This window comes from Paracoccus liaowanqingii, from assembly GCF_004683865.2.
Classification (GTDB): Bacteria; Pseudomonadota; Alphaproteobacteria; order Rhodobacterales; family Rhodobacteraceae; genus Paracoccus; species Paracoccus liaowanqingii.
The window spans coordinates 284,784-310,431 of sequence record NZ_CP040765.1; the positions used below are offsets into that span (position 1 = coordinate 284,784).

Sequence of the window (25,648 nt, forward strand, 5' to 3'; positions counted from 1 at the left end):
CCGATGAACCTGAACCACCACTTCGCCGCCCGTGACAGCCGCACGGTCCAGACCGCCATCCTGGGGACCGGAGGCTTCGGGCGCAGCTATCTGGCGCAGGCCCGCCATGTCCGGGGCCTGTCCTGCCGCGTGGCGGTGGACCGCGATGCCGCCACGGCGGCGGCGGCGCTGGTCTCGACCGGGATCGACCCGGCGATGATCGCCACCTGCGCGGACGCGGACCAGGCGCAGGCAGCATGGCAGGCGGGCCGCTGGATCGCCGCCGCCGATCTGGCGGTCGTCGCCGACCTACCACTGGATGTCGTGCTAGAGGCCACCGGAGACCCCGAGGCCGGCGCCCGCCACGCCCTCCTGTCGATCGAGGCCGGGCTTCACGTCGTCATGGTCACCAAAGAAACCGACAGTGTCGTGGGCCCGATCCTGTCGCGGCTGGCCCGCGCGCGAGGCCTGGTCGTCAGCCCGGTGGATGGCGACCAGCCCAGCCTGCTGATCGGGCTGGCGACCTGGGCGCAGGTGATCGGCCTGACGATCATCGCGGCGGGCAAGTCCAGCGAATACGATTTTGTCTTCAACCCCGCCACCGGGCAGCTGGACAGCAACGGCACCACCATCGACGCCCCCGGCCTCTCCGACTGGCTGATGCCGCGCGACCGCCCTTGGGCGCAGGTAGCCCAAGCCCGCGCCGCGCTGGCCACGCGCCTGCCGCAGCGCGCCGTCCCCGACCTTTGCGAGTTGACGCTGGTCGCCAACGCGCTCGGGCTGATGCCCGACCGCGCCGACCTGCACGCGCCCATCGCCCGCATCCCCGAGGTCGCGGACCTGATGACCGACCAGGGCGGGCTGCTGGCGGGCCGGGACCGGCTGGACGTGTTCCACTGCCTGCGCCTGCCCGGCGAGGCCAGCTTCGCGGGCGGCGTCTTCGTCACCGTCGCCTGCGACGATCCCGACACCTGGGCGATGCTGCAGGGCAAGGGCCATGTCGTGGCCCGCGACGGCCGCACCGCGATGATCGGCCTGCCCCGCCACCTGCTGGGGCTGGAGGCCGCGACCACCGTGTTCGAGGCCGCGCTGCACGGCACCTCGTCGGGCGCCCCCGCGCCCCGCCCGGTCATCGACCTGACCGCCTTCGCCGATGCTGACCTGTCCGCGGGCACGATCCTGACCGCGCAGGGCCACCATCACAGCATCGCCCATGTCTCGGGCCGGATGACCCCGGCCGAGGCCCTGTCGGACGATGCGCCGATCCCCTACTACCTCGCCGCCGGACGTTCCCTGCAACGCGATGTCCGCGCGGGCGAGCCGATCCTATGCGGCGATGTCGATCTGGACGAGGGGTCCCACCTGCTACGGTTGCGCCGTCAGCAGGACAAAGTCACCAACTGGACGCCGACATGACGGTCAGGCCTGCGGTGCCTGGTTGCAGCTCTCGTCCGCGCAAAAATCGGCAAAGCTGCGACAGTAGACACGGACTTTGAGCTCTTGTTCGAGCTCATCTCTCAGTGATATGATCGCGGCTCCACGATGATCACCAGCAACCCGCTATTCGACGAATAGACTGAAACCTTCGACACCGAACGCCTGACCGGCGCATTGCTCGATCGACTGACCCACCACGTCAATATTCTCGAGATGAACGGCGACGGTTATCGGCTCGGACAAAGCCGCGCCCGAAAGGCCGAGGCAACCACCTGATCGCACCTTGCGAGATTGGCCCTGCGGGCCAAAGCGCCATGGCACGCGCCAGCTATTTGGGGAGCGCGCGCGCCATGGCGCTTGGCGCCTCGCCACTGGCCTGGTTTTGCGCCGCCGCGTAGCCGGTTCTTATACCAACAGCCCTAAGCTCTGACTCACGGGATTCCCTTCGACCTGAAAATCTGAATCATTGCCATCAAGAGATGGAGGTTCTGATGGCGATTGAGATCACTCGAACGGATATGTCGACAAGTGAGCTTCGGGCGGCGGCGGCGCGCACAAAGGATGCAAAAGCGGTGCGGCGGATTTTGGCGATCGCTCTTGTTCTGGAGGGCGCGGATCGCAAGACGGCGGCGGAGGCCTGCGGCATGGACCGGCAGACCCTGCGCGATTGGGTTCATCGCTACAACGCCGAGGGGATCACCGGTCTGTCGAACCGGTATTGGGCAGGCCCGACGCCGCTCCTGAACTCTGAGCAGAAAGCGGAACTTGCCCGGATGGTCCGTGAAGGGCCTGACCTTGAGGCCGATGGGGTGGTCCGCTGGCGCTGCGTCGATCTCAAGCGCAAGATCGAAGATCGCTTCGGCGTGGTCATGCACGAGCGGACGGTCGGCAAGCAGCTGGCAGCCCTTGGCTTCCGCCGCCTTTCAGTGCGCCCACAGCACCCCAAATCCGACCCGTTGGCACAGGAGGCATTTAAAAAAACTTTGCCGCTACGGTAAAGGCCGCCCTGCCGGAGACGGCGCACGGGAAGCCATTGGAGGTGTGGTTTCAGGATGAAGCACGCGTAGGTCAACAGGGGACGCTCACCCGGACCTGGGCCGAGTGCGGAACCCGGCCTCGTGCGCCGCGCGACACCCGCTACAAATGGGCCTATATCTTCGGCGCCGTCTGTCCATCGCGCGCCACGACCGCGGCACTTGTCATGCCACGTGCCGATACCTCGGCCATGAACGCTCATCTCGCTGAAATCGCGAAAACCGTCGCGTCGGGCGCCCATGCCGTGCTCGTGATGGACGGCGCCGGCTGGCATAACTCCAGCGCTCTGCGCATCCCCGACAACATCACCATCGTGACGCTTCCGCCCTATGCGCCAGAGCTGAATCCGGTTGAGAACATCTGGGCCTATCTGCGCGCAAACTGCCTCGCCATCACCGTCTTTGACACCTACGCAGACATTGTCGACCGATGCTGCAGCGCATGGAACGCCTTCGCAAACGACCCCGAGCGCGTCCGATCGATTGCCACGCGTGAATACGCAAAAGGGGTCAGTGCTTAGGGCCGTTGGTATTACGCCGCCGTTGACAGCACATCCGTCCCACAGATCGTGGTCGTGGTGATGCACACCAGCGCATCGAGCGGGCCAACATCCGGTATCGGCTTGTCGTCAAGAACAATCCGACCGGGTTCCACAAATACCGCTGCCTTCATCATCGCCATCGTCCGATTTCCATGACAGCCCGTTTCAGCAAGGATCGCAGCAACAGGCCTGGCTGTCTTTTCGGTGGATCAATCCCAAACATTCGTCTTGGATTGTCTACGGCAGGGCATCGTAAGTGCGTGTCTGAAACACCGCATGAGCCAAAGCGACCAGCGCCGGCGCAGCAAAGCGCTGTTGGGAGCTCAACTCCTTAAATCATTTCCCTCCGCCAGCCCCCGCTAATTTGATAGCGGGCGTTAATCTTGTCATCCTCTAATGCGAAGAGATGCAGCCAGCCGTTGTCGAATAGGCGAGCCACGTCAGGGTGGCGACGGAGGATCTCGTCGATGGCCGACGTGGGGGCGTCCAGCATGACGGTCAGCCGCAGGGGCTCGTGCGCAAAGCTCGTGCCGTCATGGACCGCCTGCCAGGGCAGGCCGGGGCGCAACCGCCCGCCGTTGCCCTCGACTACGCCGATACCGCCGGTAACATTGTGGATCAGCTTGGTGCCGCCCCCGAACAGGTGTGGGGCCACTGTCGACCCATAGTATTGCAGGCTGATCTAGCTGGCGACGACGACCGGCGCGGTCAGGATCAACCCCAGAACAGTATGGTCGGGATCTTGCGTGCGGTCGTAGCCGTGCAGAAAGGCCCGCCCGCCGAGGTCGATCCCGCGCGGCGCCGCGATGAAAGCGGCGCATCCCGCAAGGCCCCATTCAGGGCGCGTCTCGGCCCAGTTCGACGCACGTGCGGCCACCGCGGCAGGCGTGCCCCCCGGCAGACGGGTCGCTCGCGCCGTGCGGTTGCGGGCCGCCGCATGATAGACCACGGCCAGCGGATCGAAGGGTTCGGCCAGGTGCTGGCGCAACGCCATCCGGCCTGCTGGATCGTGCAGGTCACCGAAAGCCTGGACCGGGGCGATCTGGCTAGCGATATCGCGTGGCAGGCGCTGCGGTGCCATCCAGGGATCAGGGGCATCTACAATGCCGCCGTTGGGGCGTTGCCCGTGGCTGATGCGCTGACCCGCCTGAACCGGGCGGGCGAGGTGGTGCTGATCACCCATGATCTGACCCCCGGACCGGCGCGTGCTGCTGCGCCAGGCCGTTTTGGATGTCGGCATTGATCGGGACCCCGTCGCCGAGATCGACCAAGCAGTCGCGATCATCGCTCATGTCTATGGCCGCAACGGAGCGGCCCCGCAGGACAGCCACACCCCCCGGCGCATCCACATGCGCGAAAATTGCTGACGCGGGATCAGGGCTTGTGATGGGATGATGCCTGCATGATATGTTCGCATCATAACAAGAAGGCAGGACAGCATGGCCCGACCCACAATCTCCGATCTGGCACAGGCCGCCCGGGTCAGTACTGCCACCGTCGATCGGGTCCTGAACGGCCGCCCCAACGTACGCGAGGAAACCGTCCGGCGCGTCCATCAAGCCGCCGAAGAGATCGGATACCACGCAGCAAACGTGATCCGGCAACGGATGCTGTCGGACCGGCCCGAACTGCGGCTTGGCGTGGTTCTGCAAAAGCCGCGCCATCAATTCTATCAGGAGGCGTTGGCAACCTTCGAACGCCAAGCGCGCGCGAACACGGAAAGCAGGGTGCAGATCCTTCCGCGCTTCCTTGAGACAACGCAGGCCTCCGAACTGGCTGAGGTGCTGCTGTCCCTGAAAGGGCGGGTCGATGCCATCGCCGCCACCGGTCAGGATCATCATCTGGTGACGCAAGCCGTGCAGGTGCTGCGCGACGCGGGAACGCCGGTCTTTTCGCTGCTGTCGGATTTCGCGCAGGGCGTACGCGAAAGCTATTTCGGAATGAACAACCTGAAGGTGGGACGCATTGCTGGCTGGTTCATCTCGAAGCTGGCGGTGCAGCAGGGCAAGGTCGGGCTGTTTATCGGCGGCTCGCGGTTTCACGGACATGAACTGCGTGAGACCGGGTTTCGCAGCTTTTTCCGCGACGAGGCGGCGGGGTTTCAGCTGCTTGACACGCAGATCAACCTGGAGACCCGGCAACTGACCTATGAGGCGACGATCAACTTGCTGACCCGTCATCCCGACCTGGCCGGCCTTTACGTGGCGGGCGGCGGGATGGAGGGTGCGATCCAGGCCGTTCGGGAGATGCAGGCGGGCCACCGCGTCGTGCTGATCGTGAACGAGTTGACTCCCGACTCGCAGGCGGGCCTGCAGGACGGGGTTCTCAGCATCGTGCTGGCAACACCCATGCGCGACGTGGCCGGGCAAGTGATCGGCTTGGCACAGTCAATCCAGACGAACGGCATGGCCCCGGTTCCAGGCCAGCGCTTTCTGCCCTGCGAGGTCTGGACCCCAGAAAGCGATATGATGAGGTAATTACATCATCGAGGCGGCACGTTTGCATCACCATTGATGTTATTTGCCAGTGATGATCGTTGACCGATTGTCCTGACTCTGGGCATCTTCCTGTCCAGCGGGGGGACGTGGAGGTCCCTCGCCCCTGTTGCACAAGCACTCCGTTTGCAGCGCCTTTGGGCGCCCGGATGCCTATTGCCTGCAGGCAACACCGGCGCCGATGCGCCACTCGAGGAGGAGATCGACGTGACGAAATTCCTGATGACCACGGCCCTGATGGCCAGTCTGGGCTCTGCTGCCGCTGCCGAGAACATCGGTGTGTCGATGGCACTGTTCGACGACAATTTCCTGACCGTGCTGCGCGGCGGTATGCAGGATTATGCTGCGACGCTGGACGACGTCAGTCTGCAGATCGAGGATGCCCAGAACGACGTGGGCCGCCAGCTGAACCAGATCCAGAACTTCGTGGCCTCGGGTGTCGATGCGATCATCGTCAATCCGGTCGACACGGATGCCACGATCGCCATGTCCAATCTGGCCGCCGAGGCGGGCATCCCGTTGGTCTATGTGAACCGCCAGCCGGTCAATCTGGACGAACTGCCCGAAGGTCAGGCCTTCGTCGCTTCGGACGAGCTGGAGTCGGGAACTTTGCAGACGCAGGAGATCTGTCGGCTCCTGCAGGAACAGGGCAAGGGCGAGGGTGCCCGCGCAGTCGTCATGATGGGCGAACTGTCCAATCAGGCTGCCCGCATCCGCACCCAGGACATCAAGGATGTGATTGCCACCGACGAGTGCAGCTTCATCGAGATTGTCGAGGAACAGACCGCCATGTGGTCGCGGACCCAAGGCACTGACCTGATGACCAACTGGCTGTCGGCGGGGATCGAATTCGACGCCGTGATTTCCAACAATGACGAGATGGCGATCGGTGCGATCCAGGCACTGAAAACCTCCGGCGTGGCGATGGACGAGGTCATCGTGGGCGGCATTGACGCTACTGCCGATGCTCTGGCCGCGATGGAGGCAGGTGATCTCGACGTGACCGTCTTCCAGAACGCTGCGGGGCAGGGCGAGGGCGCCGTCGACGCGGCCCTGAAGCTGGCGCGCGGCGAAGAGGTCGAACAAAAGGTCTTCGTGCCCTTCGAACTGGTGACGCCCGAGAACCTGGCCGACTACCAGAACTGAACGCTTGGCCGGGCCGCCTTGCCGGCCCGGCCTGTTCCTGGGGAGGATCCACCATGCTTGATCACGCAGACGCGCCCGCGCGCGCCATCCACGCGGGCGACTACATCCTGGAAGTGGACAATGTCCGCAAGGAGTTTCCGGGCGTCGTGGCGCTGGACGACGTCCAACTGAGACTGAGGCCCGGCACCGTCCATGCCCTGATGGGCGAGAACGGCGCGGGCAAGTCCACGCTGATGAAGATCATCGCCGGCGTCTACACCCCCGACCGGGGCGAGGTGCGCTTTGCCGGGCGGCCCTTGAACATCCGCACACCGCTGGACGCGCTGAATTCGGGCATCGCGATGATCCATCAGGAACTGAACCTGATGAACACCATGACGGTCGCCGAGAACATCTGGATCGGACGCGAGCCGAAGTCCTCCTTTCGGCTGATCGACCACGGGCAGATGACACGAATGACCGAAGCCTTGTTTGCCGATCTGGGCATCCGGCTGGACCCGCTGGCCATGGTGGGCGACCTGACCGTCGCGCAGAAGCAGATGGTCGAGATTGCGCGCGCGGTGTCCTACAAGTCCGATGTGCTGATCATGGACGAGCCGACCAGCGCCATCACCGAAACCGAGGTCGAGCACCTCTTCCGCATCATCCGTGATTTGCGCGCCAAGGGTGTGGGCATCGTCTACATCACCCACAAGATGAGCGAGCTGTTCGAGATTGCCGACGAGCTGACCGTCTTTCGCGACGGCAAGTACATCGCAACGGTGGACGCTGCCGATGTTACCCGCGACCAGATCATCAAGATGATGGTGGGCCGCGAGATCACCGACATGTTCCCCAAGATCGACTGCGAGATCGGCGAGACGATCCTGGAGGTTCGGGATCTGACCCTGCCAGGCGTCTTCCGCGATGTCAGCTTCTCGCTGCGCCGGGGCGAGATCCTGGGGGTGGCGGGCCTGGTCGGGTCGGGGCGGTCGAATGTGGCCGAGGCCGTCTTCGGAGTGCGTCCCGCGACCGGGGGGCAGATCCTGATTGACGGCGAGGTCGTGAACATCAAGTCGCCGCCCGTCGCCATGCGTTACGGGATGGCCTTCCTGACCGAGGATCGCAAGGAAACCGGATGTTTCCTGAACCTTGATTGCATCGAGAACATCCAGATCGCGCTGCTGTCCAGCGGCAAGGTCGACAATCGCGGCTTCGTCAACCAGCGCGAGGTGAACCGGCTGGCGGAGGAGTTCTGCGCGAAGCTGCGCGTCAAGACCCCGAACCTGGCCGAGACCGTCGCCAACCTGTCGGGGGGCAATCAGCAAAAGCTGCTGATCGCGCGCTGGCTGCTGACAAAGCCGCGCATCCTGATCCTGGACGAGCCCACGCGTGGCATCGACGTGGGGGCTAAATCGGAAATTCACCGGCTGATCACGCAGCTGGCCGCCGAAGGCGTGGCCATCCTGATGATCTCGTCGGAATTGCCCGAGGTGTTGGGGATGTCGGACCGCATCATGGTGATGCACGAGGGCCGCGTCAGCGGCTTTCTGGACCGCGCCGAGGCCGATCAGGTGCGTGTCATGGAACTGGCGGCGAAATAAGGGAGGAACGCCGACATGGCGACACAGACATTCGATGAGCGCGCGGCGCCCAAGGCGCACCGCAAGCTGCCGTCCGAGATCAACATTCTGTTGGTCCTGATCGGCATTGCCCTGATCTTCGAAATTCTGGGCTGGATCTTCCAGGGGCAAACGTTCCTGGGCAATATTGGACGGCTCAAGATCATGATCCTGCAGGTCTCGGTTATCGGGATCATCGCGGTAGGCGTGACGCAGGTGATCATCTCGGGCGGGATCGACCTGTCCTCGGGGTCCATCGTGGGTGCGGTGGCTATGGTTGCGATGAGTTTCGCACAGGCTGCCGACTACGCCCGGGCGGTCTATCCGGCACTGACGGACATGCCGGTGATTGTGCCGGTGCTGATCGGGCTTTTCTGCGGGGCTGTGGCGGGGTTCATCAACGGCTGGCTGATCGCCTATACCAAGATCCCACCCTTCATTGCCACTCTTGGGATGATGGTCGCGGTGCGGGGTTTTGCCAAATGGTATACCAAGGGCCAGCCGGTCAGCTTCCCGACCGACAGCTTTGCAAGTCTGGGATCGGGCATGATGCCGGTCTTCATCTTCCTGGGCGTGGCGGCGGTCTTTCACGTGGCGATGAAATACACCCGCTACGGCAAGTACACCTATGCCATCGGGGCCAATCCGCAGGCCGCCCGTGTCTCGGGCATCGACGTCGAGCGGCATCTGGTCAAGCTGTATGTGGTGGCCGGCGTCTTGGCCGCGCTGGCCGGGATCGTGGTCGCGGCGCGCGGCCAGACCGCGCAGGCCGGCATGGGCATGATGTACGAGCTGGACGCTATTGCCATGGCAGTCATTGGCGGCACTTCGCTGGCCGGGGGACGCGGCTCTATAGTGGGCACGTCCATCGGGATGGTGATCTTTGGGGTCATTATCTCGGGATTCACCTTCCTGCGGCTGGACGCCTATTACCAGGAAATGATCAAGGGCGTCATCATCGTGGCCGCCGTGGTGATCGACACCCAACGCCAGAAAAAGCGCGTCAAGAAGACCTGACGGGGGCTCATAGATGAAACACACGCTCGACCCCCATATGATCCGACACCTGTCCCTGGAGGATACCTGCCGCAAGGTCGCTGATCTGGGCTATGACCATGTCGAACTTTCTCCCCGCCCGGATTTCCTGTCGTGGTGGACCCGGCCCAAGGTCTGGCCCGAGCGGATTGCAGGGTTCAAGAAGGCACTGAAGGATCACCGCCTTGGCCTTGCCACGCTGCAGCCGATGTACCGGTGGGCCAGTCCCTATCCCGACGAATGGGAAGCAGCGATCGACAACTGGAAACGCGCCATCGAGATCGCGATCGAGATGGACTGCCCGATGTTCGTCTCGGAATTTGGTCGCGGCGGCAGCCCCGACCGCAGCCTGAATGACCGCAGCGGCCTGCATCGTCCTGAAACCTGCGAGATGCAATTCTTCCGCGCGATGGACATTCTCGTGCCGATCCTGGAGCGGGAGGGTCTCATCCTGTCGCTGGAGGCGCATCCCGAGGACTGGTTGGAAGAAATCGCGCCTGCGATGGACATCATCAGGACCATCAACTCGAAGGCGGTGAACGCGTCGTTCATTGCGCCGCACACCTTCTTCTATGGACCCGACATGGTTGCCAACCTGCGTGCGACCGAGGGCTTTCTGGTCCATGTGCGCCTGGCGGACACCTATGACCATACCAAGTCGTCGCAACTGCGCTACGTCGTGAACCCTCCGGGGTCGAATGTCCGCGTGCACCAGCATTTGGATTTCGGGCAGGGCGAGATCGATTGGGACATCTTCTTTGCCACCCTTGCCGACATGAAGTTCGACGGCGTGCTGTCAAACTGTGTCTTTGGGTGGGAAGACCGGGCCGAGGACAGCGCCCGCTTCATGCTGGACGAAACCAAGCGATACGTCGCGAAATACTGGAAATAGGAAGACAACATGACCCTGAAGATCGGTGTCATCGGAACCGGCATGATTGGCCGCGACCACACACGGCGCATTGCGCAGGTGCTGGCGGGGGCAGAGATCGTAGCCCTCAGTGATTACAATGCGGATGCGGCTCGGGCCGTGCAGGCAGATCTGGCGCCCAACGCCACCGTCTATGACAAGGGCGAGGATCTGATCGCAGCTCCCGAAGTGGATGCTGTGCTGGTCTGTTCGACCGGATCGACCCACGAGGCCTATGTCCTGGCCGCCATCGCCGCCGGAAAGCCCTGCTTTTGCGAAAAGCCGCTGGCCACGACCGCGGACGGCGCCAAGCGCATCGTCGATGCCGAAGTGGCAGCAGGCAAGCGTCTGGTCCAGGTGGGCTTCATGCGCCGCTATGATGCGGGCTACCGGATGCTGAAGGAGGTCGTGGACAACCAGATCGGCACACCGCTGATGGTCCATGCCGCGCACCGCAACCCGACCGTGCCCGACCAATACCTGACGCCGATGGCGATCCACGACACGCTGATCCACGAGATCGACGTGTTCCGCTGGCTGCTGGACGACGACTACGTCTCGGCCCAGGTTGTGTTTCCGCGCGGGTCCTCGCATGCCCATGCGCAGCTGGCAGACCCGCAGATCGTGCTGTTGGAGACCGCAAAGGGCGTGCGCATCGATGTCGAGATCTTCGTGAACTGCCGCTATGGCTATGACATCCAGTGCCAGGTAGTGGGCGAAGAGGGGCTGGCCAATCTCCCAGAGCCGATGGCCATCACCCTGCGCAAGAACGCCACGCTGCAAAACGCCATCATGACCGACTGGAAGGACCGCTTCGTCGACAGTTATGACGTCGAGTTGACAGACTTTATCAAGGCCGCTTCGCAGGGCACCGCTTCGGGTCCGTCCAGCTGGGACGGCTATGTTGCCGCCATCAGCTCGGACGCCTGCGTCGAGGCGCAGGAAAAGACCGGCCAGATCATTCCCATCACCCTGCCGGCCCGCCCGGCGCTTTACGACTGAGATCACACCATGCGTTTTGCCATCAACCATATCTCGGCGCCGAAACTCGGTCTGGCGGAATTTTTCGCCATGACCCGCCGGCTTGGCGCGACCGAGGTCGAGATCCGCAACGACCTGCCCGACGTGATGGGCAGCATGGACCCGGCCGAGGTCCGCGCCGAAGCCGAGCGCCAGGGCGTGACCATTCTTTCGATCAACGCACTGTATCCCTTCAACGTCTGGTCGGGTGATCTGCCCGACCGCGCAGTAGCCATAGCGGACTACGCCCAGGCCTGCGGGGCGCGCGCGGTGGTGATGTGCCCGCTAAACGACGGGACCGAGGTCGCCTTCGACGACCTGGTCGCGGCACTGAAGGCGATGAAGCCGATCCTGCAGGAACGCGGCCTGACCGGACTGGTCGAGCCCTTGGGCTTTCCCGTCTCGTCCCTGCGCAGGAAGGCCACTGCGATCGAGGCGATCAAGGCAGCTGACGGGGAAGGCGCGTACAAGCTCATGCACGACACTTTCCACCATCATCTGGCCGGAGAGACCGAGTTCTTCCCCGAATGGACCGGCCTTGTGCACATCTCGGGCGTGACGGACCAGCATGTCGCTGTGGAAGACATGCTGGACGCGCATCGCGTCCTGGTGGACGGGGATGACCGGCTGGAGAACCTGCCCCAGATCAAGGCGCTGCTGGAGGCGGGTTATGACGGCCCCTTCAGCTTCGAGCCTTTTGCGGCCGAGGTGCATGATGCGGCCGATCCCGAAGCCGCGCTGAGGGACAGCATCGGCCATATCCAGGCTGCGGCCTGACCTGGACGGTGGGCGTTCGCGCCCATCGACAATCGCTGAAGGAGTGACGGGATGAAGTCTGTTGATGTGATCACGATCGGGCGGAGTTCCGTCGATCTCTACGGCAGCCAGATCGGCGGGCGGCTGGAGGACATGGGGTCCTTCGCCAAGTATATCGGCGGCAGCCCCACGAACATCGCTTGCGGGACGGCTCGGTTGGGCCTGCGATCAGCGGTGATCACGCGGGTGGGTGACGAGCATATGGGGCGCTTCATCCGCGAGCAGCTGCTGCGCGAGGGCGTGGACGTCCGTGGCGTTGCCACCGACCCCGAGCGCCTGACGGCGCTGGTGATCCTGGGCATCCGCGACGAGGACAGCTTTCCGCTGATCTTCTATCGCGAGAACTGTGCCGACATGGCCCTGTCCGAGGATGATATCGAAGAGGACTTCATCGGCTCGGCGCGCTGCGTTCTGGCGACCGGCACGCATCTGTCCAACCCCCGCACCGAGGCTGCGGTGATGCGTGCACTGGAACTGGCCCGTGCGCATGGCGCGCGGACGGCGCTGGACATCGATTATCGCCCGAACCTGTGGGGCGTGGCAGGTCATGGCGACGGCGAAAGCCGCTTTGTCGAAAGCCAGGCCGTGACGGCGCGCCTGCAGGCGACGCTGCATCTTTTCGATCTGATCGTGGGCACCGAGGAGGAATTTCACATCGCCGGCGGCACCACCGACACGCTGGCCGCCCTGCGCGCGGTGCGCGGCGTCAGTGATGCCACCCTGGTCTGCAAGCGGGGTGCCAAGGGGGCCGTCGCCTTCACCGGCGAGATCCCCGACAGCCTGGACGCGGGCGAGGCCGGCCCCGGCTTTCCCATCGAAGTCTTCAACGTGCTAGGCGCCGGGGACGGCTTCTTCTCGGGCCTTCTGAAGGGCTGGCTGGACGGTGAGAGCTGGCCACGCGCACTGGAATACGCCAATGCCTGCGGGGCCTTCGCGGTCAGCCGCCACGGCTGCACGCCCGCCTATCCCAGCCTCGAGGAACTGCGCTTCTTTCTGGATCGCGGCGTGGTGCGGCCCGACCTACGCAACGACGCCGACCTGGAGCAGCTGCACTGGTCGACCAACCGGCAGGGCCGGATGGGCGGCGACTGGACGACGATGCGCGTCTTCGCCTTCGATCACCGCATGCAGCTGGAACAGATGGAGGGATACAGTCCTGCCAAGGGCGGCGCGTTCAAGCGCCTGTGCCTGGAGGCGGCGCTGCAGGTCCAGGACGGGCAGGGGGGCTACGGCATCCTCTGCGACGACCGCATCGGCCGGGAGGCGCTGCAGGCGGCCAGCGGCACCGGCCTGTGGGTCGGCCGGCCTGCGGAATGGCCGGGCTCGCGTCCGCTTGAGCTGGAGCCGGAGCTGGGCCCGGATTGCGGGGGCCTTGGCGAATGGCCGCGCGAGCAGGTCGTGAAGGTGTTGTGCTTCTGCCATCCGGACGACGCGCCCGACTTGCGCGCCCGGCAGGAGGCGACGGTCGGGCGCCTGTTCACCGCCGCCCGCCGCAATGGGCTGGAGTTCCTGCTGGAGATCATCCCCTCGAAGGTCGGGCCGGTCGATGACGACACCACCGCGACGCTGATCCGGCAATTCTACGCGGCGGGCATCTTTCCGGACTGGTGGAAGCTGGAACCGCTGTCCAGTCGCACTGCCTGGTCGACAGCTATCGCCGCCATCGAGGAAAACGATCGCCACACCCGCGGCATCGTGGTTTTGGGCCTGGATGCGCCCGAGAAGGCACTGGCGGACAGCTTCCGGATTGCTGCGGCCTTTCCCCTGGTGCGCGGTTTTGCGGTCGGCCGCACGATCTTTGGCGAAGTGGCGCGGGACTGGATGGCCGAAAACAGCGACGATGCGGCGGCGGTCGCCCGGATGGCCGAACGCTATGGGCGGCTGTGCGGGTTGTGGGACCAAGCCCGCGCCGCTCAGGCTGTCGAATGACACGGAACCCCCAGGGCGATGCGTCGCCCTTGACGACAGAACCGACACGAGGGCTGACGATGAGCGGAACGATACGATTGACGGCAGCCCAGGCCATGGTGCGCTGGCTGTCGGTGCAGATGACCGAGGACGGCGAGCGTTTTATCGAGGGGGTCTGGGCGATCTTCGGCCACGGCAATGTCGCGGGTCTGGGCGAGGCGCTGCACGGGATCGGGGAGGCCCTGCCGACCTGGCGGGGACAAAACGAGCAAACCATGGCCCATGCCGCCATCGCCTATGCCAAGGGCAAGGGACGACGGCGTGCGCAGGCGGTGACGGCCTCGATCGGCCCGGGCTCGACGAACATGGTGACGGCCGCCGCGCTGGCCCATGTGAACCGGCTGCCGGTCCTGCTGATCGCGGGCGATGTGTTTGCCACGCGCAGGCCCGATCCGGTGCTGCAGCAGGTCGAAAGCTTTGTCGACGGGACCGTCAGCGCGAATGACTGCTTCCGCCCCGTCGTGCGCTATTTCGACCGCATCACCCGGCCCGAGCATTTGCTGACCGCGCTGCCCCGTGCGCTGCGGGTGATGACGGACCCGGCCGATTGCGGGCCGGTCTGCCTGTCCTTCTGCCAGGATGTGCAGGCCGAGGCCCATGACTGGCCCGAGGCGTTTTTCCAGCCGCGCACCTGGCGCATCCGTCGTCCCGCCGGCGATGCGGACGAGTTGGCCGCCGCCGCTGCCCTGATCCGCGCCGCGAGGTCGCCGATCCTGATATGTGGCGGAGGCGTGATCTACTCAGGCGCCGAGGAGGCGCTGGACAAGTTCGCCAGCCAGCTCAACATCCCGGTGATCGAGACCCAGGCCGGAAAATCTGCGCTGGCGCAGGCGCACCCGATGAACTTCGGAGCCGCCGGCGTTGACGGCTCGGCTACGGCGAATGCCGCGGCGCAGTCGGCGGACCTGGTGATCGCAGTCGGCACGCGCTTGCAGGACTTCACCACCGGCTCGCGCACCTTGTTTCCGCAGGCCAGGATCCTGGCACTGAATGTCCAGCCTTGTGACGCTGGCAAGCACGGCGCCACCAGTCTTGTCGCCGATGCGCGTGTGGCGCTGGAGGCGCTGTCGGCCGAGTTGGGCGATCTTCGCTTCGACGCGGCTGATCCCCGGGCGCGCGATGCGTGGCTCGCGGCGGTCGACGCCCATTGTACCACGACGCCTGAAGGGCTGCCGACAGATGCACAGGTGATCGGTGCCGTGCAGGCCGCCGCCCCCGATGGTATCGCCATGTGCGCCGCCGGCACTATGCCCGGGGCCTTGAAGTTGCTGTGGCAGGCCAGCCAGCATGGCTACCACATGGAATACGGTTATTCCTGCATGGGCTACGAGGTGGCGGGCGCCATGGGCCTCAAGCTTGCGCGCCCTGACCGCGAGGTGCTGTGCTTCGTTGGAGACGGCAGCTACATGATGGCCAACAGTGAGCTGGCGACGGCGGTGATGCGCCGCATCCCCTTCACGGTCATCCTGACCGACAACCGGGGTTACGGCTGCATCAACCGCCTTCAGGCTCATTCCGGCGGTGCGGCCTTCAACAACATGTATGTCGATTGCCGGATCGAGACCCAGCCACAAATCGACTATGTCGCCCATGCTGCCAGCATGGGGGCGCATGCAGTGAAGGCCGGGGATCTGGCAGATCTGCAGGACCAGATCCACGCCGCACGCGACCGCGACGTCCCCACCGTCATCGTGATCGACACCACCGCCCGTCCCGGACCCGGCGACGGGCTGGAGACGGCCGGGCATTTTTGGGACGTGGCCGTTCCTGCAGTGGGCAATACGGAGAAACTGAAACAAGCCTATGCGCGCTATATCGAGCATGTTGCGCAGCAGGCCCTGATCAACTGAAGGCAGAGACATGATCCTCTACGGCACCAACCCGATTGCCTGGGCCAATGACGACGACCAGTCGATCGGCGCCCATATCCCGACCGAACAGATCCTGCGCGAGGCCGGTCGCGAGATCGGCTTCGACGGGATCGAGAACGGCCACCGCTGGCCCGACGACCCACAGGCGCTGAAGGAATTGCTGGGCAGCTACGGGTTGCGCTTCATCTCGGGCTGGTACTCGACCAAACTGCTGACCCGCTCGGTCGAGGAAGAGATCGTGTCGGTTCAGCCGCATCTGGCCAAGCTGAAGGCGAACGGTTGCAAGGTCTGCATCGTTTGCGAATGCTCGAACACCGTGCATGGCGATCCGGCAAAAGCAGTCAACGACCGGCCGCGCTTGACGGAAGCGCAGATGACCGACTTCGGCGCGAAGATGGAGGAGTTCGCGGCCTATCTGGCGGAGCAGGGTATCACGCTGGCCTATCATCACCACATGGGGACCGTGGTTGAGAGCCCGCCTGAGATAGACGCCTTCATGGCCGCGACCGGCCCCTCCACGCATTTGCTGTTCGATGCTGGCCACTGCACCTTCGGCGGCGGCGACCCCGAGGAAGTGCTGCGCCGCCATGCGGGCAGGGTGGCACATTTCCATGCCAAAAACATTCGCCGTGTGGTCTGTGACCGGGTCCGGGCTGAAAGGCTGTCCTTCATCCAGGGCGTGATGGCCGGTGCCTTCACCGTCCCGGGCGATCCGGAAGGAGCCATCGATTTCGAGCCGCTTCTGCGCGTTTTGGCGGAGGCGCAATATGACGGCTGGCTAGTGATCGAGGCCGAGCAAGATCCCGAGGTGCGCAGCCCGCTACATTATCAGACGATGGGGCTGCAGGCACTGAAGGCGGCAGCCCGCGAAGCTGGGCTCGATCGAGTCGTCCCCGCCTAAGGCGGGCGTGGCGGGGGGCACTGCCGCCAAACTGGCCGGGGGGCCAGATCGCCCGGGGATATTTTCGGACCATTGCAGGAGCGGAGGGCCGGACCGAGGGCTATGATCCTGCGACGGGGTCAGCCTGGCAGGGTTGCCTGCCGGATGGACAGAGAAAAGGACAAGAAATGCCACAGCTTCTCAGACGGCCCTTCGGCACCCATGGCGAGGTGCAGCGGATCACGCCCGCCGATGCGGGCTGGCGCTATGTCGGTTTTTCGGTCCATCGGCTGCGCCCGGGTGAGCGAGTGGACGGGGTGACAGGCGACTGTGAGGTCATCCTGGTCATGGTCGAGGGTAAGGCGCAGATCGCCGGGGCAGAGCAGGACTGGGGGGTGCTGGGAGACCGAATGAATGTCTTCGAAAAGACGCCGCCGCATTGCCTGTATCTCCCTGGCGGGCAGGACTGGGTTGCGGAGGCTGTCACCGATTGCACCATCGCGGTCTGTTCGGCCCCGGCCCATGGCGGGCATCCGGCGCGACGCATCGGGCCCGACGGCATCACACTGACCGCGCGTGGCGAAGGCACCAACACCCGCTACATCAATAACATCGCTATGGAGGCTGAAGACTGGTGTGACAGCCTGTTGGTGACCGAGGTCTTTACCCCTGCAGGGCACTGGTCCTCTTATCCTAGCCACCGCCATGACGAGGACGATTTTCCGCGCATCACCTATCTGGAAGAGACCTACTACCACCGCCTGAACCCCGCCAAAGGTTGGGCCGTGCAGCGTGTCTATACCGATGACGGCAGCTTGGATGAGGTGATGGCGGTACGCGACCATGACGTGGTGCTGGTGCCACGCGGGCACCATCCCTGCGGTGCGCCCTATGGGTTTGAACTGTACTATTTGAACGTCATGGCTGGTCCGCGTCGAAGTTGGCGCTTTGTCCCCGCGCCTGAGGTCGAAGGCATTGTTTAGGAAGTAACGCCCCAGTTTTCCTAGAATTATTATTTAATAATGTAGGAACCTGACGCAGCCAATCTTTTAAAAGTGGAGGCAGGGTGGCTTGTATCCTCGGCTGTGTCTTCCGCAGTCCTCGCCACATGCACTTCGAGCAATGTTCTTGAAAAGCCTTTTCTGCCGATGAGGGACTTACAGCAGCTTTTAAAGGCGAATCCACCGCTCGATAAGCGCATTCAGCCTCTGATTGGGGCTACCGGATTTAGGCTTTCCCGCGAACAGTTTGTAGCTTCGAGGCGACAGTTAGGTAAGCGTTCTCTGCCCCCCACCTTCCGCGCGGCATTCTGATCGGTTCATTGGACCGTGATGATTGTTGGGACGGAGTTTCTCCATGGAGTCTGCATTGGAGCTTCTCCCGGCTGGCGGCCGCGGCCGTCGGAACCGGAAGTGGCCGGATGAGGTAAAGGCGGAGCTATGGCCGATTTTGGGTGATGGGGTCTGAGAAGGCGGCGTATCGTGGTGGGTGTCAAAGCCTGCCAGAACCTCCCGAAGGAGCGATACGCCTTGGAAGATGATATCACGATCACCCCGCTTCACCAGCCCGGATCTGTCGTTGATCCACTCACCGAGATTGCACGCGACGGCGCCCGGCAGATGCTGGCAGCGGCACTCAGGGCTGAGGCCGCGAGTTTTGTCGCGCAGTTTGCTGAGGAGCGCCTGCCCGATGGCAGGCAGCGCGTTGTCCACCACGGCACCGGCCCTGAGCGGAACATCCAGACCGGGATCGGCCCTATCCCGGTGCAGAGACAGAAGGTGCGCGACCGGGCAGCTGATGCGCCGCCGGAGGACAAGATCCGGTTCAATTCGCGCATTCTTCCGAAGTGGGCGCGCCGTTCGCCTAGCCTTGATGCTCTGCTTCCGGTCCTCTACTTGCGCGGCGTCTCGACTGGAGACTTCCAGGAGGCTCTGAGCGCGCTGGTCGGTCCGGATGCGCCCAACCTGTCGCCAGGAGCGATCTCGCGGCTCACGGGCGAGTGGCAAGCAGAACATGACCGCTGGCAACGCCGAAACCTCTCGGCCCGGCGCTACGTCTATGTCTGGGCCGACGGCGTGTATCTGCAGGCCCGGATGGAGCCGCAGGCCGAGTGCATGCTGGTGATCATCGGGGCGACGCCGGAAGGGAAGAAGGAGCTGCTGGGGTTCCAGGTTGGGGTCCGCGAGAGCGCGCAGAGCTGGCATGAACTGCTGGTCGACCTCAGGGCCCGCGGCCTCTCGGCGCCACCGGACCTCGCGGTCGGAGATGGTGCCCTTGGCTTCTGGAAGGCGCTGGATGAGATCTTCCCCGACACGCGCCACCAACGCTGTTGGACCCACAAGGTGTCCAACGTCCTGAACAAGCTTCCGAAGTCGATGCACCCGGCGGTGAAGACTGACCTGCGGGAGATCTGGCAAGCCGCGACCCGCGCGGCGGCAGAGACCGCCGTCAATACCTTCGTCGAGAAGTATGGCGTGAAATACGAGAAAGCCGTCGCCTGCCTGACCAAGGATCGAGAGGCACTGCTGGCCTTCTACGACTTCCCGGCCGCTCACTGGGACCACCTGCGCACGTCCAACCCGATCGAGAGCGTCTTCGCGACCGTCCGCCATCGCACCGTCCGAACCAAAGGCGCGTTGTCTCAGAAGACAGCGAAGCTGATGGTGTTCAAGCTGGTTCAGGCCGCAGCGAAGAAATGGCGACGACTGAAGGGCGCAAACCAGTTGCCTCTCGTCGTCGAAGGCGTCAAGTTCACTGACGGTGTCGCCGAGCAGGACGCCAACGAAAGCCGCGCCGCTTGATCAGGCCGCGTCACCCAAAATCCCGCATAGCTCGTAAAGGCGCGGATTGTGGCGGAGACGCTGATGCCGGGCGTGACCGTGAATACCGTTGCGCGGCGGCACGGGGTGCCGGCGAACCATGTCTCTTCTTGGCGGACGCTGGCGCGGAAAGGGCGACTGGTGCTGCCTGCTCCTGAAGATCCGGTGGAGTTTGCGGCGCTGTTGCTCGGCCCCGCTGAAGATGCGCCGCGGGCCGATGTCGGTGCCGTGGCCCGGCCGGAGATCGTCGCGGGCGCGGTGGTGATCCGTCTGGAAGCCGGGGCCTCGGCGGAGCGGATTGCCATGGTCGTGCGCGCCCTGGCGGCTACCCCATGATCTTCCCCTCCAACCGCGTGAGGATCATGGTTGCGACCAAACCCGTCGATTTCCGCAAGGGGCATGATGGCCTGGCTGCACTGGTGTCGTCGGTGCTGCGCAAGGATCCGTTCACCGGCACGGTGTTCGTGTTCCGCTCGCGCCGGGCGGACAGGCTGAAGCTTTTGTATTGGGACGGCACCGGTCTGGTAATGGCTTACAAGCGGCTGGAGGATACAACCTTTACCTGGCCGGCCATCAAGGACGGGATCATGGCGCTGAACCATGCCCAGTTTGAGGCGCTGTTTGCCGGGCTCGACTGGCGCAAGGTCAAAGCTCTGGAAACCCGCCCCCCTGCTGCGGCAGAATGAATCAGTTGCCTGATTTTCCATGTTTTTGCCGGAGATCCTTGATAAAATCAGAGCATGTTCGCAGCCTCTGTTCTCGATCTTTCCGCCATTCCCAACGCGCAGCGTGCGGCGGTTCAGGCGTTGCTGGAAGAGGTGGCGGCTCTCAAGGACATCACCAGACGCCAGGAGCATCTGATCGCCGAGCTGAACCATGCCCTGCATGGCAAGCGGTCGGAAAAGCTGACCGAGGATGAGCGGCAGCTGGCTTTCGAGGACCTGTCCATTGCGTTGGCCGAGGTCGAGGCGGAGAAGGAAACGCAGGCCACCAGGACGGACAAGGGGGCGACCAGGGCCGCGCCGAAGCGCAATATCGGCAACCTACCGGCTGCACTGCCGCGTATCGAAGAGGTCATCGAGCCCGCCAGCCTGATCTGCCCCTGCGGCTGCGGCATCATGCACAAGATCGGTGAAGACCGCGAGCCAAGCGGCTGGACATCGTGCCTGCCCAGCTGCGCGTCATCGTCACCGTCCGCCCGAAATATGCCTGCCGGTCCTGCACCGACGGCGTCACTCAGGCACCAACACCTTCCCGCCTGATCACGGGCGGGCTGCCAACCGAGGCGACGCTCGCCCATGTGCTGGTCAGCAAGTATGCGGACCATCTGCCGTTGTATAGACAGAGCCAGATCCTGGCGCGGGCGGGCCTTGATCTGCACCGCGCCGTTCTGGCCGATTGGGTGGGCAAGGCCGCGTTCCATCTGACGCCGGTGGTGGACCGGCTGGCCGAGCATCTCAAACGGTCGGGCAAGCTGTTCATGGACGAAACAACGGCCCCGGTGCTGGTCCCGGGGCGTGGGACCACAAAGACCGGATATCTCTGGGCACTGGCGCGCGATGACCGGCCGTGGGGCGGCGAGGACCCGCCCGGCGTGGTCTACTTTTATGCCCCCGGCCGCGCAGGCGAGAATGCCGAGACCTTCCTGACCGGCTTCGATGGCATTCTGCAAATCGATGGTTACACAGGCTATAACCGGCTGACCAAACCGATCCGCAAGGGCGGTGCCCCCATTCGGGTCGCGCATTGCTGGGCGCATGCAAGGCGCAAACTGAAGGAAGTCTTCGACCGCGATGGCTCCGAGATCGCTGCTGAGGGGCTGCGCCGCATCGCCGAGCTCTACGCCGTCGAGGCCGACATCCGCGGTGTCTCGCCCGGCCAGCGCCTCTCGGCCCGCCAAGCCCGCACCGCACCGCTGGTGGCCGCCTTCGGCGGCTGGCTGCAGGCGCAACGCCGAAAGATCTCCACCAAATCCCGGTTGGGCGAAAAACTCACCTATATCCATAACCACTGGGAAGGGCTGCAAGCTTTCCTGACCGACGGGCGCATCGAGATCGACTCCAACAGGGTCGAAAATCTGATCCGCCCCATCACCCTCAATCGCAAGAATGCGCTCTTCGCAGGTCACGACGAAGGCGGCGTTGCTTGGGGCCGCATCGCCTCGTTGATCGAGACCTGCAAGATCAACGGCATTGAGCCCTTTGCCTATCTGAAGGCCACCCTCACGGCGATCGCCACCGGCCATCCACAAAGCCGCCTCGATGACCTGCTACCGTGGAACTTCAAGCCGTCAAGCTAAGTCGACAGTGGGGGCCAGCGACCGCTTACGCGTTTGCGGGCCTTGCCCTTGGAGATGCAATCGACCTCGGCCTCATGCAGGGCGTAGATCTTGCTGCGGCTTTTTGGGGTCTGATGGAGCAGACGACCGACGAGCACGAGAGTGTCCAGAACCCGTTCGCGGAAGGGCCCCTTTGCAATCCCTTCCAACTGCCGACGAATATCCCGCAGGACACGGCCGGTGTATCCCCTCAGCTGTTTCAGAGCCTTGCGCATGCGTTTGAACTGCCGGGCATGGGCGTAGCGCCCGATCCGCACCGCCAGGCGCGGCGCGAGACGATTGTAGTTCTGCCGCAACGTGATCCCGCCTTCATTGGCGAGGGCGACAAGCTTTCCACGTGCGGTCTCATACAGGCGCGCATCGGTCGGGTGGGCGATGTTCTTTTCCATCACCGTCGTATCCACGGCGACACGCGACAGGCTGCGATCCTCCACCGCGCCTGATCTCCGCCCGGCCTCGATCGTCTTGGTCAGCAGCCACTCCGCACCTTCTTCGCCGATCCGCTTGCGCCACCGAGTCAGAGAGGATGGGTCGATCGGTGGGCTGTGCTGGAAGAACGTCTCACCGGTAAAATGCTGGTAGTAGGGGTTCTCAACCCAACGAGCGACGACGGCCTCGTCAGAGAGCCGATAGGCGTGCTGAAGATACAGCAGGCCCGCCACCAGCCGCGGCGATGTGGCCGGCCGCCCTGTGGTGGAAGGAAAGAAGCCTGCCCATTCGGTCTCGAAGAACTCCCAGTCAATCAGCGCGGCCAGTTTCGCCAGTTCATGGCGCAGATCGATCATGTCGGTCAGGCGGGGACGCAGGAGATCATCCTACTCTTCAGCGCGCGGACGAGGCTTCATCACAGCTCCGGAAATTCGCAAGGTTTCAAGTACCAGCATACGAAACCTTGCAATTCCCCGCTATCGCTTTGGGAGAATAAGCAAACAAATCTAAATGGTTAAATGTTGTTCAGGCCGGACTCTCTATTATCTGCTGCAACTGCGCATCCTGCTCTTCCCCCACTTGAATCTTAGTGAAAGGAATGTCTTACCATTCAGGAAAACTCACAATGCCCCCTTTTCTTTTTCTCGATTACCTTTTTTCAGTTCAATGTAGGTATAGATGCGCGCGATGCAGACGTTCTTCTTTCAATATATTGTAAAGATGTTTTCTAACGTCTCCCGTAAAAATGTTTTCCTTTGCCTTGGTTATTGCTCGACTCAACGCCGCATCGACAAGCCGATTGGCAGAGGCCTGATCTGGCATCATCGCACGTGCGGTCATGATAAGTTCTTTTAAAATTTCCTCAATACTCGTCTCCGGCGATATTTCTGATCTGTAATATTGATACTGCAAGTCGCATAGGATCGGGGCGATTTTGCTTGGTTTCAGGTAGATGATTTCGCGATCAAAGCGTTCAGGGACATGTTTTTTACCGTACCCTGTTAAAAATACAAAGGGAATTGACTTGCAAGACAGTTTGTCTGCAATGATAAATGAAGTGTCAGCTTGGACTCTCACATCAAGAATCGCCGCTTGGACGGTATCAATGTAGTAAAGTGCTTCGTTGGTATTGAAAAATGGTCCTACGACATGATTGCCACTTGTCCTGATTTCATGGGCTAAGTGATCCGCTTGAAGGTAATCGTCCTCAACAACTAAGATGTTGAGAGGGGACATCGAAATATAGTCCTCTATGTTTTTCATTTTTTTGCTCATTTATATAAAAAATTAGGTGCGGATTAGAAATTGTATGAAACTACGAAGATATTATATCTCCAAGTTTCTTCCTGTTCGATGCACGAGGACCTCTTTATGTCAATTCCCCTGTCTATCCTGACCAGCTAATGGGCTACGAGCATAGTACAGTACCATAAGATGAGCCATTTACCCAATATTATCCACGAAATGTACGTTTGAGTACTTAAACCTACAAAGCTTCAATCCGTGCATTTGATGCTGCGCAAATATCTGCTGAGCATCGGAAAACAGGAGGTCAACATAGAATGTGGCGCTGCGGGTGGGTACTAAGCGCGCCAGAGAAGACGCCCCCGCCCCTCCGCTCAGCCCGGCTTTGTGGCGGCCAGCCATTCGTCGAGCTTTGACCAGCTGCGGCGCCCTGAGGTGTTTTTGACGGCGATGGCCACGGCACTCTTCTGCCCCACCAGCATGACCAGCTTCCCGCCGCGGGTGACGCCGGTGTAGATGAGGTTGCGCTGCAGCATGGCGTGATGCTGGGTCATCACCGGGATGACCACCGCTGGATAATCCGAGCCCTGTCTCTTGTGGAGATATACGCAAAAGTTGGTGACGCCTGATCAAGCGGCATTTTGAAGTTGGCGGATGCCGTCCCTGAACTCAACCCCTGCGATGACCTCGGGGAGGCGGTTCTGGCCGTCGAGTTTGCGCCATTTTTTCTGTGCCGACATCATCAGCTTGAACGCCATGGCCAGACCGGTCTTGCGGCTCAGGCAGCCCTTGGTGCGTTTTGTGCGATGCCGAACGGTGGCGAAGGTGCTCTCGATCGGGTTTGACGTCCGGATGTGTTTCCAGTGCTCGGCCGGGAAATCGTAGAAAGTAAGCAGCGCGTCCCGGTCCTTGACCAGCTTGGCGACCGCCTTGTCCCATTTCACACCATAGGTTTCGATGAAGAAGTAGAAGGCGACGTTGGCCTCGGCTTCTGTTTCGGCCTGCCAGATGTCGTGCAGATGGCCCTTGGCTTTTGCCTGCATGGACTTCGGCAGCGCGTTGAGCACATTCATGGTCTTATGGACCCAACAGCGCTGTTCCCGTGTCGAGGCGAACACCTCGCGCAACGCGCTCCAGAACCCCAGGGCGCCGTCGCCGATGGCCAGTTTGGGGTCCTGTTTCAGGCCACGCCGTTTGAGATCGAGCAGCACCTCGCGCCAGCTTTGCGTGCTTTCACGAAAGCCGTCGGTCATCGCCAGAAGCTCCTTGCGGCCGTATTCATCGGCACCCACGATCACCAGAACACATTGCTTTTCCTCAGCCATGCGCGGCTTGAAATACACGCCATCCGCCCAGATGTAGAGAAACCGCCGCGAGCCGAGGTCGCGTTTCTGCCAGGCCTCGTAGTCCTGCCACCAGTCAGCCTTCAGCCGCGTGACGGTCTTGGCAGACAGGCCCTTAGCGTTCGGCCCCAGCAGCGCTTCCAGCGCCTCGGTGAAATCGCCCGTGGACACGCCCTTGAGGTAAAGCCACGGCAGCAGCTCCTCGACCGATTTCGCCTTGCGCAGATACCGCGGCAGGATGCTGGGCGTGAAGGTGATCTTGTCTTCGCCAACGCCCCGATCCCGCACGCGCGGCACTTTCACGGGCACCGGGCCGATGCCGGTAATCACATCGCGCTCCGGCAGGTGTCCATGGCGAACCAGACGCGCCCGCCCGTCATCAAGCCTTTCCTTGGAAAAGGCGTCCATGAGCGTGGCCAGCTCGGCACGGATTGCCTGTTCGATCAGCTTACGTGCGCCATCGCGGATGACATCCGTGAACGCGTCGGCGCTAAATCCCGATGGATCGGGCAGATGGGTGATGGTAGTATCTGACATGTGGCATATCCCTTTCTCGACAGAGAATTGACGGCGCGTGAACACCGCCATGATATGCCGCCCCTCAGGGCATCACCAACTTTCGCGCGTTTCTCGTCTCTTGTGGATAGTCGCGGTGTAAGCCGGCACCAGCGTGTCTAGGCTCCAGATGGGGTATTCGGCTTGCGCCCCACTTCCTGTCCCGTACGTCATGAGGTGCTGCG

Annotated in this window: 19 protein-coding genes and 6 pseudogenes; 19 read left to right on the forward strand and 6 right to left on the reverse strand. The window is 62.9% G+C overall.

Translation table 11 applies throughout. From position 1 onward, the window contains the following. Positions 1–3 precede the first annotated feature (3 nt). From E4191_RS23455 to E4191_RS23465, 3 genes and pseudogenes are all read left to right on the forward strand, one after another. The gene (locus E4191_RS23455; protein WP_139616668.1) at positions 4–1,395 is read left to right on the forward strand and encodes a flagellar biosynthesis protein FlgA; all 1,392 of its coding nucleotides are present in this window, start codon (positions 4–6) and stop codon (positions 1,393–1,395) included. A 69-nt stretch (positions 1,396–1,464) separates the two neighbouring features. After that, positions 1,465–1,692: pseudogene (locus E4191_RS24465) on the forward strand (ATP-binding protein); the annotation flags it as partial. Between the two features lie 212 nt (positions 1,693–1,904). Next, positions 1,905–2,971, forward strand: a protein-coding gene (locus E4191_RS23465; protein WP_135314351.1) for an IS630 family transposase whose coding sequence is annotated in 2 segments (ribosomal slippage) — positions 1,905–2,391 and positions 2,391–2,971 — 1,068 coding nt in all. Because the reading frame shifts where the segments join, the coding sequence is not laid out codon by codon here. A 29-nt stretch (positions 2,972–3,000) separates the two neighbouring features. Here E4191_RS23465 and E4191_RS23470 read toward each other — a convergent pair. Beyond that, positions 3,001–3,132, reverse strand: a pseudogene (locus E4191_RS23470) (zinc-dependent alcohol dehydrogenase); the annotation flags it as partial. A 191-nt stretch (positions 3,133–3,323) separates the two neighbouring features. Next, positions 3,324–3,914, reverse strand: a pseudogene (locus E4191_RS24470) (putative inorganic carbon transporter subunit DabA); the annotation flags it as partial. Between the two features lie 283 nt (positions 3,915–4,197). On the opposite strand from E4191_RS24470, the gene E4191_RS24025 reads away from it, so the two are divergent. The 16 genes and pseudogenes from E4191_RS24025 to tnpC all read left to right on the forward strand — a co-directional run bounded on the left by E4191_RS24025 (position 4,198) and on the right by tnpC (position 21,852). Further along, positions 4,198–4,359, forward strand: a complete 162-nt coding sequence (locus E4191_RS24025) for a hypothetical protein (RefSeq protein WP_176562855.1) — start codon at positions 4,198–4,200, stop codon at positions 4,357–4,359. A gap of 72 nt (positions 4,360–4,431) precedes the next feature. Continuing rightward, positions 4,432–5,469, forward strand: a complete 1,038-nt coding sequence (locus E4191_RS23480; protein ID WP_139616669.1) for a LacI family DNA-binding transcriptional regulator — start codon at positions 4,432–4,434, stop codon at positions 5,467–5,469. 240 nt (positions 5,470–5,709) lie between these two features. Next, positions 5,710–6,633 (forward strand): sugar ABC transporter substrate-binding protein, encoded by a 924-nt coding sequence (locus tag E4191_RS23485; RefSeq protein ID WP_136886869.1) that lies wholly within the window; start codon positions 5,710–5,712, stop codon positions 6,631–6,633. A 53-nt stretch (positions 6,634–6,686) separates the two neighbouring features. Next, entirely contained in the window at positions 6,687–8,216 is a 1,530-nt protein-coding gene (locus E4191_RS23490) for a sugar ABC transporter ATP-binding protein (RefSeq protein ID WP_139616670.1), read from the forward strand. A gap of 15 nt (positions 8,217–8,231) precedes the next feature. Then, positions 8,232–9,251: an ABC transporter permease gene (locus tag E4191_RS23495; protein WP_136886844.1), complete on the forward strand. Its 1,020-nt coding sequence runs from the start codon at positions 8,232–8,234 to the stop codon at positions 9,249–9,251. Positions 9,252–9,264: 13 nt separating this feature from the next. Then, positions 9,265–10,161 carry a sugar phosphate isomerase/epimerase family protein gene (locus E4191_RS23500; protein WP_139616671.1) on the forward strand — a complete coding sequence of 299 codons (897 nt, stop codon included), beginning with the start codon at positions 9,265–9,267 and terminating at the stop codon, positions 10,159–10,161. A 9-nt stretch (positions 10,162–10,170) separates the two neighbouring features. Beyond that, positions 10,171–11,181 (forward strand): Gfo/Idh/MocA family protein, encoded by a 1,011-nt coding sequence (locus E4191_RS23505; protein WP_139616672.1) that lies wholly within the window; start codon positions 10,171–10,173, stop codon positions 11,179–11,181. Between the two features lie 9 nt (positions 11,182–11,190). After that, on the forward strand, positions 11,191–11,976 hold the full coding sequence (locus E4191_RS23510) for a TIM barrel protein (RefSeq protein ID WP_139616673.1): 786 nt from the start codon (positions 11,191–11,193) through the stop codon (positions 11,974–11,976). A gap of 51 nt (positions 11,977–12,027) precedes the next feature. Next, on the forward strand, positions 12,028–13,944 hold the full coding sequence (locus E4191_RS23515; protein ID WP_139616674.1) for a bifunctional 5-dehydro-2-deoxygluconokinase/5-dehydro-2-deoxyphosphogluconate aldolase: 1,917 nt from the start codon (positions 12,028–12,030) through the stop codon (positions 13,942–13,944). Between the two features lie 59 nt (positions 13,945–14,003). Further along, positions 14,004–15,833, forward strand: a complete 1,830-nt coding sequence (gene iolD, locus E4191_RS23520; RefSeq protein WP_139616675.1) for a 3D-(3,5/4)-trihydroxycyclohexane-1,2-dione acylhydrolase (decyclizing) — start codon at positions 14,004–14,006, stop codon at positions 15,831–15,833. A gap of 10 nt (positions 15,834–15,843) precedes the next feature. After that, positions 15,844–16,755 carry a myo-inosose-2 dehydratase gene (gene iolE, locus E4191_RS23525; protein WP_139616676.1) on the forward strand — a complete coding sequence of 304 codons (912 nt, stop codon included), beginning with the start codon at positions 15,844–15,846 and terminating at the stop codon, positions 16,753–16,755. Positions 16,756–16,922: 167 nt separating this feature from the next. Beyond that, positions 16,923–17,717, forward strand: a complete 795-nt coding sequence (gene iolB / locus E4191_RS23530) for a 5-deoxy-glucuronate isomerase (protein WP_139616677.1) — start codon at positions 16,923–16,925, stop codon at positions 17,715–17,717. 546 nt (positions 17,718–18,263) lie between these two features. After that, positions 18,264–19,535, forward strand: coding sequence for an IS256 family transposase (locus tag E4191_RS23535; protein WP_135312179.1), 1,272 nt, complete (start codon positions 18,264–18,266; stop codon positions 19,533–19,535). A 48-nt stretch (positions 19,536–19,583) separates the two neighbouring features. Next, entirely contained in the window at positions 19,584–19,889 is a 306-nt protein-coding gene (locus E4191_RS23540) for a transposase (protein WP_139616678.1), read from the forward strand. Beyond that, on the forward strand, positions 19,886–20,239 hold the full coding sequence (gene tnpB / locus E4191_RS23545; protein WP_136886773.1) for an IS66 family insertion sequence element accessory protein TnpB: 354 nt from the start codon (positions 19,886–19,888) through the stop codon (positions 20,237–20,239). Before E4191_RS23540 ends, tnpB begins: the two co-directional genes overlap by 4 nt. A 54-nt stretch (positions 20,240–20,293) precedes the next feature. Continuing rightward, positions 20,294–21,852: pseudogene (tnpC, locus tag E4191_RS23550) on the forward strand (IS66 family transposase). A 29-nt stretch (positions 21,853–21,881) separates the two neighbouring features. On the opposite strand, the pseudogene E4191_RS23555 reads toward tnpC, so the two are convergent. From E4191_RS23555 to E4191_RS23570, 4 genes and pseudogenes are all read right to left on the reverse strand, one after another. Then, positions 21,882–22,697 (reverse strand): annotated as a pseudogene (locus E4191_RS23555) (IS5 family transposase); the annotation flags it as partial. 286 nt (positions 22,698–22,983) lie between these two features. Beyond that, positions 22,984–23,583 carry a response regulator gene (locus E4191_RS23560; protein WP_139616679.1) on the reverse strand — a complete coding sequence of 200 codons (600 nt, stop codon included), beginning with the start codon at positions 23,581–23,583 and terminating at the stop codon, positions 22,984–22,986. A 356-nt stretch (positions 23,584–23,939) separates the two neighbouring features. Then, positions 23,940–24,164 (reverse strand): annotated as a pseudogene (locus E4191_RS23565) (ATP-binding domain-containing protein); the annotation flags it as partial. Between the two features lie 30 nt (positions 24,165–24,194). Continuing rightward, the gene (locus E4191_RS23570) at positions 24,195–25,445 is read right to left on the reverse strand and encodes an IS256 family transposase (protein ID WP_139616104.1); all 1,251 of its coding nucleotides are present in this window, start codon (positions 25,443–25,445) and stop codon (positions 24,195–24,197) included. Positions 25,446–25,648: the final 203 nt, after the last annotated feature.

Bases quoted from the DNA above. Each gene is read 5' to 3' on its own strand.
- E4191_RS23485 (WP_136886869.1), top strand. From the start codon at position 5,710: ATGACCACGGCCCTGATGGCCAGTCTGGGCTCTGCTGCCGCTGCCGAG.
- E4191_RS23505 (WP_139616672.1), top strand. From the start codon at position 10,171: ATGACCCTGAAGATCGGTGTCATCGGAACCGGCATGATTGGCCGCGAC.
- iolD (WP_139616675.1), top strand. From the start codon at position 14,004: ATGAGCGGAACGATACGATTGACGGCAGCCCAGGCCATGGTGCGCTGG.
- E4191_RS23500 (WP_139616671.1), top strand. From the start codon at position 9,265: ATGAAACACACGCTCGACCCCCATATGATCCGACACCTGTCCCTGGAG.
- E4191_RS23510 (WP_139616673.1), top strand. From the start codon at position 11,191: ATGCGTTTTGCCATCAACCATATCTCGGCGCCGAAACTCGGTCTGGCG.
- E4191_RS23560 (WP_139616679.1), bottom strand. From the start codon at position 23,583: ATGAAAAACATAGAGGACTATATTTCGATGTCCCCTCTCAACATCTTA.
- E4191_RS23495 (WP_136886844.1), top strand. From the start codon at position 8,232: ATGGCGACACAGACATTCGATGAGCGCGCGGCGCCCAAGGCGCACCGC.
- E4191_RS23515 (WP_139616674.1), top strand. From the start codon at position 12,028: ATGAAGTCTGTTGATGTGATCACGATCGGGCGGAGTTCCGTCGATCTC.
- E4191_RS23570 (WP_139616104.1), bottom strand. From the start codon at position 25,445: ATGTCAGATACTACCATCACCCATCTGCCCGATCCATCGGGATTTAGC.
- iolB (WP_139616677.1), top strand. From the start codon at position 16,923: ATGCCACAGCTTCTCAGACGGCCCTTCGGCACCCATGGCGAGGTGCAG.
- E4191_RS23455 (WP_139616668.1), top strand. From the start codon at position 4: ATGAACCTGAACCACCACTTCGCCGCCCGTGACAGCCGCACGGTCCAG.
- iolE (WP_139616676.1), top strand. From the start codon at position 15,844: ATGATCCTCTACGGCACCAACCCGATTGCCTGGGCCAATGACGACGAC.
- E4191_RS23490 (WP_139616670.1), top strand. From the start codon at position 6,687: ATGCTTGATCACGCAGACGCGCCCGCGCGCGCCATCCACGCGGGCGAC.
- E4191_RS23480 (WP_139616669.1), top strand. From the start codon at position 4,432: ATGGCCCGACCCACAATCTCCGATCTGGCACAGGCCGCCCGGGTCAGT.
- tnpB (WP_136886773.1), top strand. From the start codon at position 19,886: ATGATCTTCCCCTCCAACCGCGTGAGGATCATGGTTGCGACCAAACCC.